The sequence below is a fragment of the Stagnimonas aquatica genome (assembly GCF_003730135.1).
Lineage (GTDB): Bacteria > Pseudomonadota > Gammaproteobacteria > Nevskiales > Nevskiaceae > Stagnimonas > Stagnimonas aquatica.
The window spans coordinates 73,743-88,808 of record NZ_RJVO01000007.1; the positions used below are offsets into that span (position 1 = coordinate 73,743).

Annotated in this window: 3 protein-coding genes; all 3 read left to right on the top strand. The window is 71.7% G+C overall.

What is annotated here, in order from left to right; translation table 11 throughout:
• Nucleotides 1-253 precede the first annotated feature (253 nt).
• The 3 genes from ED208_RS13935 (at nt 254) to ED208_RS13945 (ending at nt 14,348) form a co-directional block, all read left to right on the top strand.
• The gene (locus ED208_RS13935; RefSeq protein ID WP_123212533.1) at nt 254-1,069 is read left to right on the top strand and encodes a sulfatase-like hydrolase/transferase; all 816 of its coding nucleotides are present in this window, start codon (nt 254-256) and stop codon (nt 1,067-1,069) included.
• Nucleotides 1,070-1,105: 36 nt separating this feature from the next.
• Nucleotides 1,106-9,397: a type I polyketide synthase gene (locus ED208_RS13940; protein ID WP_123212534.1), complete on the top strand. Its 8,292-nt coding sequence runs from the start codon at nt 1,106-1,108 to the stop codon at nt 9,395-9,397.
• An 82-nt stretch (nt 9,398-9,479) separates the two neighbouring features.
• On the top strand, nt 9,480-14,348 hold the full coding sequence (locus ED208_RS13945; protein WP_123212535.1) for a type I polyketide synthase: 4,869 nt from the start codon (nt 9,480-9,482) through the stop codon (nt 14,346-14,348).
• Nucleotides 14,349-15,066 lie beyond the last annotated feature (718 nt).

Genomic DNA, 15,066 nt, shown 5'->3' on the forward strand with positions numbered 1-15,066 from the left:
ATCGAAAACTATTCCAAACAAGGGCTTAAGCGGCGAATATAAGGATATACCAAACATCCCGGACGACCTCGGGGCTCAAAGCGAAAGTTTGGAGGAGATTCGCCGCAGCCGCGTTCGCTGCGTACACAAGGAATGTGGATGGTCCGCCACCACGCTGACAAACCGTATCCGGCCGTCATCGGCCCAGGCGGGTTTTGCGCGCACGACAGCACGCCGATCCTGACAGCTGCACCAAGCCACTGTTGAAAATGGAATGAGCAACAACCTGGTCTTCATCGTCATGGATAGCTGCCGCTACGACAGCTATGCCCGCGCCAAGCGCTCCAACATGGACGCGATCGGCGTCGGAGAACGACGCTACTCCTACGCCTCCTGGACCTCGCCCTCGCACTACACCTATCTGATGGGCATGGTGCCGCACCAAAGCCCGCAGGGCGTGTTCGCCAGCGAGGTCTACAAGAAGGAATTCGCGCAGTGGGTGGACCGGCTCGGCATCGACGATCTGTCGTTCAAGAGCTTCGTGCCGCAGCTGTCGCTGCCCTATGTGCTGCAGCAGCAGGGCTATCGCACCTGCGCCAAGGTCTCGCTGCCGGTGCTGAATCCGCTCTCGCACCTCAACCGTCACTTCGACGACTACAAGCTGATGGCGAACCACAACGACTTCGCCGGGATGATCAAGGAGATCGAGTTCGACGCCGACGAGCCCAGCTTCTACTTCCTCAATCTCGGCGAGACCCACTACCCCTACATGCTCGACCCCAAGAGCCTGCCGCACATCTCCGGCGTGCACGGAGTGTTCAAGCGCATGGACGACGAGCTGGGCCGCGAGACCAGCGACCGCTTCTTCGACGACGAGCAGATGCGCGAGCTACACAGCCAGCAGGTGCGCACCGTGGAGCACGTCGACACCGTGCTGGAAGGCCTGATCGAGAAGGCGCCGGTAGGCACCCACTTCATCATCACCGCCGACCACGGCGAGTGCTTCGGCGAAGGTGGCTACTTCGGCCATGGACCGATCGTCCACGAGAAGGTGATGGAAGTGCCGTTTCTGGAAGGACGCAAGCGCTAGCCGCGCCCGCGCGCCCGCTCAGCAGGGAGCCGAGTCATGAGCAAGAGTTTCGAGATCCTGGTGTATTCGCCCGCCGGACTGGGCACGCCGGATCTGGCAGTCGCCGCCAGCCGCGCCGGCGCGCTGGGCGTGCTGGACCTGGTCGGCACCGCCAGCGAGGACTGCCTGCCCGCGCTGCAAGGCCTGCTGGAACAAACCGAGGGCGCGCTCGGCCTGCGCCTGGGCGCCGAACAGCAGCCGCTGCTGCCGGAGTTGCTGTCGCGCCTAGGGACCCGCCCCTTGAACCTGATCGTCTGCGGCGGCGCTCCGGCGCTGGATGCGCTGCTGCCGGCCATCGCCGGTCGCGCCGATCTGCGCCTCTTGGCCGAGATCACCGCCGCCGAACAGCTCACCGGGCTGCCCGCCGGCATCGACGGCCTGATCGCGCGCGGCCACGAAGCCGGCGGCTGGGTCGGCGAGGACGGCAGCTTCCTGCTGCTACAGAAGCTGCACGGCAAGACCGCGTTGCCGGTCTACGCGCTGGGCGGCATCGGCGAGCACAGCGCCGCCGCCTGCCGGGTCGCCGGCGCCGCCGGCGTGGTGCTCGACGATCTCGCCCTGCTGCTGCCGGAAAGCCCGCTGCCGGCCACGCTCAAGACCGAACTCGCGCGCCTCAACGGCGCCGAATGCCGCCTCTACGGCGAGCTTGGCGGCCAGTCGTTCCGCGCCTACGCGCGCCCGGCCTCGCCGGCCATCAAGACGGCCGAAGACTTGCAGCGCCGGCTGGAAGCGGAGTCGCTGCCCGAGGGGACGCAGGCCATCGCCCACCTCGCCGGCTGGCAGGACAGCCAGCGCCAACTGCTGCCGCTGGGCCAGGGCATCGGTCTGGCCGCTGCGGCCGCCGCCGCTCACGGCAGCCTGGCGGCGCTGATCGCCGCCGTGCAGCGCGCCAGCCTGCGCCAGATCGAGCAGGCCGCCGCGCAGGGCGCGCTCGCCGAGGGCGCGCCGCTGGCGCTCGCCCACGGCTGCCGCTACCCCATCGTCCAGGGTCCGATGACCCGCGTCTCCGACCATGCCGGTTTCGCCGCCGCCGTGGCCCAAGGCGGCGCGCTGCCGTTTCTCGCCCTGGCCCTGATGCGTGGCCCACAGCTCGGCAGCCTGCTGGAGGCGACCCGCGAACAGGCCCAGGGCCGCGCCTGGGGCGTGGGCCTGCTCGGCTTCATCCCCGAGGCGCTGCGCCAGGAGCAGTGCGCGGCGATCTGGGACTGCCCGCCGCCGTTTGCCCTGATCGCCGGCGGCCGCCCCGACCAGGCCGCCGAATTCGAGTCGCGCGGCATCGCCACCTACATCCACGCACCGGCGCCGGCGCTGCTAACGCTGTATCTCGAACAGGGCGCGCGCCGCTTCGTGTTCGAGGGTCGCGAATGCGGCGGCCACGTCGGGCCGCTGTCCAGCTTCGCGCTCTGGGGGCAGATGATCGACGTGCTGCTGGCGGAAGTCCCGGCTGGCGCCGAGAAGGACATCCAGGTCCTGTTCGCCGGCGGCATCCACGACGCGCTGTCCTCGGCGATGGTGGCGGCGATGGCCGCGCCGCTGGTGGCGCGCGGCATGCGGATCGGCGTGCTGATGGGCACCGCCTACCTGTTCACCGAGGAGATCGTCGCCAGCGGCGCGGTGGTGCCCGGCTTTCAGGAGCAGGCGCTGCGCTGCACGCGCACGGTCAATCTGGAATCCGGCCCCGGCCACGCGACGCGCTGCGTCGCCACCGACTTCGCCCGCGACTTCCAGGACAGCCGCCGGCGCCTGCTGCGCGAGGGCAAGAGCGTGGAGGAAGTGCGCGACGCGCTGGAAGACTTGAACCTCGGTCGCCTGCGCATCGCCTCCAAGGGCCTGGACCGCAACCGCGACGGCCAGCTCTCGCCGGTGACCGCCGAGGTCCAACAGCGCGAGGGCATGTACATGATCGGCCAGGTGGCGACCCTGCGGGATCGCAGCCTGAGCATCGCCGAGCTGCACGCGGCCGTCTCTGGCGAATCGCAGCAGACGCTCGCCGCCGCCATCCCGGCGCGCGCGGCGCGGCCCCAGCCGCAGCCCAGCGACATCGCCATCGTCGGCATCGGTCTGGTACTGCCGGGCGCCGATGATGCCGAGCAGTACTGGCGCAATCTGCTCGACCAGAAGAGCGTGATCCGCGAGGTGCCGGAGTCGCGCTGGGACTGGCGCCTGTACTTCGACGAAAACCCCAAGGCGCGCGACAAGATCTACTCGCGCTGGGGCGGCTTTCTCGACGAGATCCGCTTCGACCCGACCCGCTTCGGCATTCCGCCGAAGTCGATGAAGTCCATCGACCCGGCGCAGATCCTCACCCTGGAGGCCGCCAGCCGCGCGCTCGCCGACGCCGGTCTCGCGCAGGGCGGCTACGACCGCGAGACCACCTCCATCGTGCTCGGCGCCAGCGGCGGCTCCGGCGATCTCGGCGCCCAGTACGCGCTGCGCGCGGAGCTGCCGCGCTATGTCGAGAGCCTGACGCCCGAGGCCTGGGACCGGCTGCCGGAATGGACCGAGGAATCCTTCGCCGGCACCCTGCTCAATGTCGCCGCCGGCCGGGTCGCCAATCGCCTGGACTTCGGCGGCATCAATTGCACGGTCGATGCCGCCTGCGCCTCCTCGCTGGCGGCCATCGCCATGGCGGTGCAGGAACTCGAAACCGGCAGCAGCTCGCTGGTGCTGGCCGGCGGCTTCGACACCACCCAGTCGGCCTATGCCTATACCGCCTTCGCCAAGACCTCGGCGCTGTCGCCGCAGGGCAAGGCGCGCACCTTCGACCAGGCCGCCGACGGCATCGTGATCTCCGAGGGCGTGGCGATGGTGGCGCTCAAGCGCCTGGCCGACGCCGAGCGTGACGGCGACCGCATCTACGCGGTGATCAAGGCGGTCGCCGGCTCCAGCGACGGCAAGGCCCTGGGTCTGACCGCGCCGCGCAGCGAGGGCCAGGTACGCGCACTCGACCGCGCCTACGCCAAGGCCGGCTTCGCGCCGGCGACCCTGGGCCTGGTGGAAGCACACGGCACCGGCACTCCGGTCGGCGATCTCGCCGAGGCGCAGACCATCTGCAAGGCGCTGAGCCGCAGCGGCGCCGCCCCGAAGAGCGTGGCGCTGGGCTCGGTGAAGACCCTGCTCGGCCACACCAAGGCCGCCGCCGGCACCGCCGGTCTGGTCAAGGTGGCGCTGTCGCTCTACCACCGCAGCCTGCCGCCGCACTACGGCGTCGAACAACCCATAGCGCCGCTCGCCGACGCGGCGGCGCCGGTGTACCTGCTCAAGGAGCCGCGCCCCTGGCTGGCCAGCCCCGCGCATCCGCGCCGGGGCGCCGCCTCCGCCTTTGGTTTCGGTGGCACCAATTTTCATGTGGTGCTGGAAGAGCATCCGCGCAGCGGTGGTGCCGCTGGCGCCAGCCGCTGGCCGGCAGAGCTGTTCCTGTTCCGCGCCGGGGATGCCGAGGCGCTCGCCTACGAGCTGAGCCAACTGCAAGCGCAGCTCGGCGCTGACAGCCGCGTGCCACTCGCCGAGCTGGCGCTGAGCCTGGCCCTGCAAGCCGAGGCGCGGGGCCGGCTGCCGGTGTCGCTGGCCGTCGTCGCCGCCGACCGCGCGGCGCTGGCCCGCGATCTCGGCCTGGTGCTGGGGCATCTGAAGGACGGCAAGCCGCTACCCGGCAGCGCCCGCCTGCAAGGGGCAACGCCGGCCGAGGCGCCGGCCATCGCCTTCCTGTTCCCGGGCCAGGGCGCGCAGCAGCTCAACATGGGCCGCGAGGCGGCGCTGTACTTCGAGGAAGTGCGGCAGGCGCTGGAATTCGCCGAGCGCAGCTTGCAGCGCGAACTGCCGCAGGGCCTCGTGCCGCTGATGATGCCGCCCGCCGCCTTTGACGAGGCCAGCGAGACCGCGCAGGCCCGCGCGCTCACCGACACCCGGGTGGCGCAGCCGGCTATCGGTGCGCTGTCGCTGGGCTATCTGCGCCTGGCCGAGCGCCTCGGCCTGCGCGCGGTTGCCAGTGCCGGCCACAGCTACGGCGAATACAGCGCGCTGATGGCCGCCGGGGTGATCGCGCCGGATGATTTTCTGCGCCTGTCGGCCGCGCGCGGCGCGGCAATGGCGGCCGCCGCCAGCGCCGGCACGCCCGGCGGCATGGCGGCGGTGCAGGCGCGTCGCGAGCAAGTGGTCGCCCGGCTCGCCGACTACCCCGGCGTGGTGGTGGCCAATCACAACGCCCCCGAGCAGTGCGTGATCTCCGGGCCGAAGCCGGCACTGGACGCCGCCGTCGCCGCGCTCAACGAACAGGGCCTGCGGGCGATGCCGCTGGCGGTGTCCGGCGCCTTCCACACCGCACTGGTGGCGCCGGCGAAGACCGCGCTGGCGGCGGCGATCCTGGCCACGCCGTTCCGCGCCGCGCGCTTCCCGGTGTACTCCAACAGCAGCGCGCAGCCCTACCCTTCCGAGCCGGCGGCGATGCAGGCGCAACTCGACGCGCATCTCCTGTCCAGCGTCGAGTTCGTCGCCGAAATCGAGGCCATGCAGGCGGCCGGCTGCCAGTTGTTCGTGGAGCTGGGGCCGCGCGGCATCTGCGCCAACATGGCGCGGCAGACCCTGGTCGGTCGCGCTGGCGCGCAGGCCGTCTCGCTGGACGGCAACGGCGGCGGCCTGCGCGGTCTGCTGCTGGGCCTGGCCGAGGTCTTCGTCGCCGGTGCCGACTGGCGGCCGAGCGCGCTCTACAGCGGTCGCGGCCTGAAGGCGCTGAGCAACGCGCAGCGCGCCGCACTGGCGCAGCCGCTGCCCAGCCCGGCGCATCTCTGGATGGTCAGCGGCGGCTGCGCGCGGCCGATCCACGACCCGCTGATCCGCACCGGCAGCCAGCCGGCGCTGACCCTCGCCAGCCGCGAGGCAGCACGCGCGGCGCTGCCGACGGTGGCGCCCGCGTCTGCCGCACCAGCGATCACGCCGCCTGTCAGCGCAGCGCTGCCAGCCGCGAATGGCACGCTCAGCAGCGAGGCCCTGCTCGCCTATCAGCAGACCATGCGCCAGTTCCTGAGCTTGCAGGAGCGGGTGATGCAGCAGGCTCTGGGCGCCGGAGTGTCGGCCACCGCGTCACTGCCAGCGCTGCCGGTAGGAGCGGGCCTGCCCGCGACCAGCCGCCTCCAGCCACCGCCGCCAGCCGTCGAACCCGCGCCCGCGCCGGTCGCGGGCAAGTCCGCCCCTACGCCGGATGCGGCGAGCGTGGTGGCGGCACCGTCGGTGACGGTGGATGCACAGGCGCTGCTGCTGTCGCTGGTCGCCGAGCGCACCGGCTATCCCCCCGAGATGCTCGGCCTCGACGCCGATCTGGAAGCCGACCTCGGCATCGACTCGATCAAGCGCGTGGAAATTCTCGGCGCCTTCCGCAAGGCACATGCGGGCGCCGCCAGCCTGCCGATGGAAAAGCTCAGCAAGACCAAGTCGCTGCGCGCGATCCTGGCGGCGTTGCCAGCGATCTCGGGCGCGCCGGCAGCGCTGAGCACGGCGGTCGCGGGCGAGCCCGCTCCTACGGCGGGTGCGGCGACAGCGCCGATGGCGACGGCGGATGCGCAGGCGCTGCTGCTGTCGCTGGTCGCCGAGCGCACCGGTTATCCCCCCGAGATGCTCGGCCTGGATGCCGATCTGGAAGCCGACCTTGGCATCGACTCGATCAAGCGCGTCGAAATTCTCGGCGCCTTCCGCAAGGCCCATGCGGGGGCCGCCAGCCTGCCGATGGAAAAGCTCAGCAAGACCAAGTCGCTGCGCGCGATCCTGGCGGCGTTGCCAGCGATCTCGGGCGCGCCGGCAGCGCTGAGCACGGCGGTCGCGGGCGAGCCCGCTCCTAAGGCGGGTGCGGCGACAGCGCCGATGGCGACGGCGGATGCGCAGGCGCTGCTGCTGTCGCTGGTCGCCGAGCGCACCGGTTATCCCCCCGAGATGCTCGGCCTGGATGCCGATCTGGAAGCCGATCTCGGCATCGACTCGATCAAGCGCGTGGAAATCCTCGGCGCTTTCCGCAAGGCGCATGCGGGGGCTGCCAGCCTGCCGATGGAAAAGCTCAGCAAGGCCAAGTCGCTGCGCCTGATTCTGGCGGCGCTGCCGGCGGCGTCGGCTGCGGTGGTCGCGGGCAAGCCCGCGCCTACTGTGGATACGGCGAGCATGGTGGCGACACCGGCCGGCGCCCCGGCCACCAAGGTCATCGGCACCAGCACCAACACCGCGCCACCCAGCGGGCAGCCGCTGCCGCGCTACCTGATCCGCTCGCGCCCGGCGCCGCTGGACGAGCGCAGCGTTGCCCTGGTCGGGCTCGCCCTGATCCTCGGCGGCGGCGCGCTCGCCAACGGCCTGCGTGACCGCCTCGCGGCACGCGGCCTGCACGCGGTCACCATCGACAGTCTGGAACCCGCCGCGCTGCGCGCCGCCATCGCCGCCGCGCGTCAGAGCCATGGGCCGCTGCGGGCGCTGATCCACCTGCACGGCCTGAACCCCGGCCCACCGCGCCTCACTGCGCAGGCGGCGGAGCAGCAGGTGCTGCACCTGTTCCACAGCCTGCAAGAGGCCGACGGCGATCTCGCCGCCGCACGGGTGCTGGTCGCCAGCCGACTGGGCGGCAGCTTCGGCCGCGACCGCGCGGGTACGGCCGCCGCCGTGGCCGGTGCCGGCAACGGCCTGCTCAACTGCCTGCGCTACGAGTTTCCGCAGGCGGTGCTGCGCGCGGTGGACTTCGGCGAACAGACCGAGTCCTTCATCGCCGAACGCCTGGTCGCCGAGCTGTTCGCCGACAACCACGATCCGGAAGCCGGCTATCTGGGCGAGACCCGCGTGCGCGGCCTCACCCAGAGCGCGCCGCTGCTCGCAGGCACGGCGGCGCGGCTGGAGCCGGGCAGCGACTGGCTGGTGCTCGCCACCGGCGGCGCGCGCGGCATCACCGCCGAGTTGCTGGAGGCGATGGCACGGCCGGGCATGCGGCTGGTGCTGGTCGGCCGCAGTCCGCTGCCCGGGCCGGAAGCGCCCGAGCTGGCGGCGCACGCCGACGCGGCCGCCCTGAAGTCCCACCTGCTGCGCAGCGCCCTGGCGCGCGGCGAGCAGCCACGCCCGGCCGACATCGACCGCGCCTTGCAACAGCTACTCACCGAGCGCGAGATCCGCGCCAATCTCGCCCGCCTCGCCGCCACCGGCGCGACGCTCGACTACTGCGCCTGCGACGCCCGCGACGAGACCGCCTTCGGCGCGCTGATCGAACGCCTGTACGCGCAGCACGGCCGCATCGACGCGGTGCTGCACGCTGCGGGCGTGATCGAGGACAAGCGGCTCGCCGACAAGCGTGCCGACTCCTTCGCCCGCGTGCTCGGCACCAAGCTGGCACCGGCCCTCACCCTGCGCGACAAGCTGCGGCCGGAGAGCCTCAAGCTCCTGGCCTTCTTCACCTCGGTGGCCGGCCGCTACGGCAACCTCGGCCAGGGCGACTACGCCGCCGCCAACGAAAGCCTCAACCGCCTGGCCTGGCAGCTGCACCGACAGTGGCCGGCGACCCGGGTGCTCGCCTTCAACTGGGGCCCCTGGGATGCCGGCATGGCCAGCGAGGCGGTGAAGACGCAGTTGCGCGCGCGCGGCATGGAGCCGATCCCGCTCGCCGAAGGCCGGCGCTACTTCCTCGACGAGTTGCGGCACGGCGCCCACGACGCAGTGGAAGTGGTCGCCGGTCGCGGCACCTGGGGGCTGGACGCGCTGCCGCCGGAGCTGGAAGCCGCCGGCCCAGCCATCGAGACCGCCAGCCGCTGGCCGCTGCTGCCCGGCCCGCCGGCACTCGGCGAAGGCGGCCAGGTCAGCCTGCAACTGCCCTTCCCCGCAGAGCCCGGACTGCCGCCGCTGGCCAGCGCGCTGGAACTGCTGGCGCAGTTCGTCTGCGCCGCCTGGCCGCAGTGGACGCTGGCGGAGCTGGGCGACGCCCGCCTGCTGCGCGCGCCACAGCCCGGCCAGCCGGTGCTGCTGCGCGCGCGTGCCGCCAGCCACTCCGAACCCGGCGTGCAGGCGGTGAGTCTGGAGCTGCTGGACGCCGGCAGCCGCGAGCTGCTGGTCCGGGTCGGCGCCCTGCTGCGTCCGGGCAGCGAGGCACTCATAGCGCCGCTGCTGGACACCAGCAGCCTGCGCGACGCCCTGGAGCGCCAGCCGCTGCGCGTCGCCCGTCTGCAACGCGGCCCGGGGCAGCCGCTGCTGGCAGCGCTGGTGGAAGACATCGCCTGGCAGGCCGAGGACGGCGGCACGCGGCGGCGGCACGCGCAGGCCGGCGGGGAACAGCCGTGAGCGGGCGAGCGGCAGGCCAGACACCGCCCCCATCCCAGCCCTCCCCCGCTTGCGGGGGAGGGAGTTCGCGGCAGTCGCGGGCATGAGCGCGCGGCTCGACATCGCCATCGTCGGCATGGCCGGCTGCTACCCGCGCGCGCGCGGCATCCGCCAGTACTGGCAGAACATCCTCGACAAGGTCGATGCGGTGGCCGAGGCCGAGCCGGAATGGGTGGGCCACTACCACCAGGAGGCCGGCGACGCCCAGGCGCAGGCCGAGGACCGCATCTACACCACCCGTGGCGGCTTTCTGCGCGATCTCGCACAGGTCGATCCGATGCGCTACGGGGTGACGCCGATGGTCGCCGCCGGCAGCGATCCCGACCATCTGCTGGCCCTGCACTACGCCGGCGAAGCGCTCGCCGATGCCGGCTATCTGCACCGTGACTTCAACCGCGAGCGCGCCGGCGTGATCCTCGGCCGTGGCACCTACGGCAACCGCGCGCTGGCCAGCACCATGAGCCGAAACCTGTTCCTCGACCAGGCGATGGCGATGGTGCAGGGCCTGCGACCGGACTTCAGCGGCGCCGACCTGGCGCGCCTGAAGGACGCCTTCAAATCCCAGTTGCCGCCGTTCCAGGCCGAGCATATCGGCGTGCTCACGCCCAATGTCATCGCCGGCCTGATCTGCAACCGCTTCAACCTGATGGGGCCGAGCTGCATCGTCGATGCCGCCTGCGCCTCCTCGCTGATCGCGCTGGAACAGGCGATCACCCAGCTCCGCCACGGCCATTGCGATCTGATGATCACCGGCGGCATCCACGCCCACACGCCGCCGCAGATCTTCATCCAGTTCTGCCGCATCAACGCGCTGGCGCGCGGTCAGTTGCGACCGTTCCAGGAAGGCGCCGACGGCACCCTGCTCGGCGAGGGCCTGGGCCTGCTGGTGCTCAAGCGCCGCGCCGACGCCGAGCGCGATGGGGACCGCATCTACGCGCTGATCCAGGGCATCGGCTCGGCCAGCGACGGCCGCGCCAAGGGCCTGCTGGCGCCACGTCTGGAAGGCGAGGTGCTGGCGCTGCGTCGCGCCTACGAGAGCAGCGGCATCAACCCCGCCAGCCTCGGCTTCATCGAGGCACACGGCACCGGCACCGCGCTGGGCGATGCCACCGAGGTGCAGGCCCTGTCCGAGGTCTTCGGTGATCGCGGCGCCGGCGCCCACATCGGCATTTCGGCGGTGAAGTCGATGATCGGCCACTGCATGCCCGCCAGCGGCTCGGCGGCGCTCATCAAGTCTGCGCTGGCCCTGCACCACCGGGTGCTGCCCCCGATGCTCTGCGAGCGGCCGGACCCGGCGCTGAAGCTGGAGCAGACGCCGTTCTACATCCTCAACGAGGCGCGGCCCTGGATTCATGGCGGCCCGGAGCCGCGCCGCGCCGGCGTCAATGCCTTCGGCTTCGGCGGTATCAACAGCCATTTGATTCTGGAGGAGTACCGCCCCCCACGTAGCGTGCAGGCGCAGGTGCTGCACCGACCCGGCGGCGGCGAGCTGCTGCTGGTCGCCGCAGACTCGGCGGCGGCGCTGCGCGAACGCATCGCGATGCTGCGCCTGCATCTGGCCGCGCCGGACGCCGAGCTGGCCGCCATCGCCCAGGCCAGTGCCGCACGCGCCCAGGGCAGCCATCGCCTGGCGCTGGTCGCCGTCGACAGCGCCGAGGCGCTGCGCAAGCTCGATAGCGCGCTGGAAAAACTCGGCGACGGCAGCCAGCCGTTCAAGACCCGCAACGGCATCCATTACGGGCTCGGCGCGGCGCCGGGCAAGCTCTGCTTCCTGTTCCCCGGCGAGGGCTCGCAGTACCCGGGCATGCTCGCCGAGGCCTGCACGCAGTGGCCGGTATTGCGCGAGTGGTTCGACATCATCGAGGCCGGGGCGGTGGAGCGCGGCGCGCCCTCGCGGGCGCAGGCCTTGTTCCCGCCGCCCAGCGTGCTGAGCGAGGCCGCACGCCAGGCGCTGGAAGCGCAGCTCTACGAGGGCGACAGCGCCGCCGAGAGCGTGTTCGCCGCCAGCCTCGGACTGCAATCCTTCTACGACGACCTAGGCCTGGTGCCGCAGGCCATGCTCGGGCATTCCACCGGCGAGAACACCGCGCTCTCGGCCTGGTGCGACAGCCACCGCCACAACCGCGCGCAGGTGGTCACCGCGATCCGCGAGGTCAACGCCCGCTACCGCGCGCTGGAGGCCGAGGGCCGCATCGCCCAGGGCACGCTGCTCACCGTCGGCGCGCTGGATGCCGAGAGCCGCGCCGCGCTGCTCGCCGACCTGGGCGGGATGGTGGTGGCGATGGACAACTGCCCCAATCAGCTGGTGCTGTTCGGCAGCGCCGAGCAGGCCGAGGCGATCCGCGTGCGGCTGTCGCCGCAGGGCGCGATCTGCGCCGCCCTGCCCTTTGGCCGCGCCTACCACACACCGCTGTTCGCGCCGATGGCCGAGGCGGTGCGCGCCTACTACCCGAGCCTGCAATGGCAGCCGCGTGCCGGCATCAGCCTCTACAGCGCCTGTAGCGTCGGTGAATTCCCGCGCACGCCCGAGGGCATCGTCGCACTCACCGCCGAGCAATGGCAGCGGCCGGTGCGCTTCACCGAGACCCTGCACCGGCTCTACGAGGACGGCTACCGGGTGTTTCTGGAGGTCGGCCCCAGCGCCAATCTCACCGCCTTCGTCGAAGACACGCTGCGCGGTCGGCCCGGCCTGCTGGCACTCGCCAGCGACAGCCGCCGCAAATCCGGCTGCCTGCAATTGCAGCAGACGCTGGCGCAATTGTTCGCGGCCGGCTGCGCCTACGACGGCGCCGCGCTGTTCGCGCAGCGCGCGCTTCCCGAAGTCGATCTGGCCGCGCCACCGCCGGCGCAGAAAAATACCGGCATGCAGCTCAAGCTGCTGATGCCGGAGCTGAAGCTGCCGGAAGAATTCCGCCGGCCGCTGCCGACCACGGCCGCGACGCCGGATGCGCAGGCAGAGCTGGCGCCCAGTCAGGAAGACGCCCGCGACGCCGCGCTGCGCATGCACTTCTCGCTGATGCAGGAGTTTCTCGACTCGCAAGCCCGGGTGCTGGGTCTCGCCGGGGTGCTGCCAGCGACGGCAGTCCCGCGCGAGCAGCCCGCCGTTCCGCCGGCACCGTCGCCGATGCCGATGCCGATGCCGGCGGCGGTCACCGCCGATGGCAGCCGCTATCCCCTGCTCGGCGAGATCCGTCTGCGCGAACGCGAGCGGCTGCAAGCCGAGCGCCTGCTCGATCTCGCCAGCGATGTGTTCCTCAACGACCACGCCATCGGCACCGCGCCGACGCCGCGCGACCCCGGCCTGCGGCCACTGCCGGTGCTGCCCTTCACCTTCAGCATGGAGCTGATCGCCGAGGCCGCCGCCGCACTCTGCGAGGGCGAGGGCCTGAAGCTGATCGGCATCGACCAGGCGCGCGGCAGCCGCTGGCTGGCGCTGGATTCCGGCCGCCTGCGGCTGCGCATCCAGGCCGAGCGCCTGCCCGGTCGCGCCGGCGAGCCCGGCGGCCCGCAGCGCATCGCCTGCCGCGTCCATGCCCCCGACGAGGGCAATGCGCCCGGCGGCCTGCTGGTGTTCGAGGGCGAGGTGCTGCTCGCCGCGCAGTACCCGTCGCCACCGATTCTGGCCGCCAACTCGCGACCGCTACAGCCGCCGCGTCTGCACACGCCGGAGGCGATCTACCGTCACGGCATGTTCCACGGCCCGCGCCTGCAAGGCTGCACGCGCATCGCCGGCTGGGACGCCGAGGGCATGGACGCTGAGCTGCGCGCACTGCCGGTGCACGACTATTTCCGCGACCGGCCGACACCCGCCTTCCAGTTCGACGCCGCCCTGCTCGACGCCGCCGGCCAGCTCGCCGGCTTCTGGCTGCGCGAGAAGTACACCGAGCAGGTGCTGAACTGCTTCCCCTACCGGGTGCGCAGCCTGCGCCTCTACGGTCCACCGCCGGCGGCCGGCCAGAGCCTGCTGTGCCAGGGGCTGATCCGCCTGGACGGCGAGGCCCAGCAACTGGAAGCGCGCTGGGAGATCGCAGACCGCGAGGGGCAGCTGCGGATGCGCGCCGAGGGCTGGGAGGACCGCGTGTTCGCGGTGCCGGCGCGCCTGCACGCCTTCCGCCAGAACCCGGCCGCCGCGCCCTTGAGCGAGCCGCTGCTGCGCGAGCGCCTGCCGCCGGAGCTGTGCATCCGCCGCCTGGCGCCGCTGGAGGAAGGTCTACTCGACGAGGGCGGCGCAATCTGGAAGCGGGTCACCGCCCACCAGGTGCTGAGCGCCGCCGAACGCGGCCGCTGGTATGCGCTGCCGGCGCAGGGCCCGCGCCGCGAGGAATGGCTGATGGGCCGGCTCTCCGCCAAGGACGCAGTGCGCGACTGGGTACGCCTGCGTCACGGCCTGGAACTCGCGCCCGCCGACATCGAGATCGCCAGTTTGGACAGCGGCCGCCCGGTGGTGCGCTGCGCCGCCCTGCAAGGCCGGCTGCCGCCGGCGATCTCGCTGGCGCACAGCCGGCGCTGGGCCTGCGCGGTGGCCAGCGATCCCGGTGTCAGCCTGGGCCTGGACTATCAGCGCATCGAACCGCTGCGCACCGAAGACCTGATCCACGGCGCCTTCGCCGCCAGCGAGCAGCACTGGCTGAGCGCGCCCGCCGGCGGCCCCGAGCGCGCGCGTCAGGCGGTCGCGCTCTGGTGCGCCAAGGAAGCCGCCGCCAAGGCCGCCGGCACCGGTCTTCAAGGCCGTCCGCAGGACTGGCGGGTGGTCGCCGCCCAGCTCGACCGCCGTGGCGGCAGTCCGACCGTGGCGCGGGTGCGCCAGGGCGAGCGCGACTACGACGTGGCGCTGCACTTCGAAGGCGACGAGGCGGTGCTGGCCTTGTGCGTGGCGACCGACGCGGTGCCGGCGGTGGCGGTGTCGGATTGAGCATGGGTAGAGCCATGGTGGGTTTGCGGGGGGCTCGAGCGGCTCGGCTGGGGCTGGGGCTGCGGTTCGCGCGTTCGCGCTCTTTTGGCTTTGCAGGGTTTGAGGTCTTTTTTTCGCCTATTGGCGACTCACTTTTCTTTGCTTGTGCAAAGAAAAGTAAGCAAAAGAAAGCACACCCCTGCGTAGCGCCCGCTGCGGGGGCAAGCCTGCGATGCTCGGCCCAAAGGGGCCGCTCGCGAACTCGGCGCCCTATAGGCGCCTCAAACAGGCGCTCGCTGTTATCCCCCTTTGGTCCTCCGCTTCTCGGCGCTACGAAGGGGACCGGAACGTCCACAGCACGGCGGTCTCCGCCCGCCGCAACATCTACAGCAGGCGCGCGCTTCGCTCGCGCGAGGTCGGCGAAGCCGACGAGCCGGGGTGCTGTTGATGTGGCTTTTGACGTTCCCTCCCCCTTCGTAGCGCCGAGAAGCGCAGGGCTCCGGGGGTATGGAAGCCGGCGCATGTCTGAGGCGCCTATAGGGCGCCGAGTTCGCCGGCGTCCCCCGGAGACCGAGCATCGCAGGGTACCCCGCAGGGGCGCTACGCAGGGGCCTGCTTTCTTTTGCTTACTTTTCTTTGCAGGAGCAAAGAAAAGTGAGTCGCCAATAGGCGAAAAAAGGACCTCAAACAGCACACACAAAGCAGAGCGCGAACGCGCGAACCACACAGCCAAGCAGAG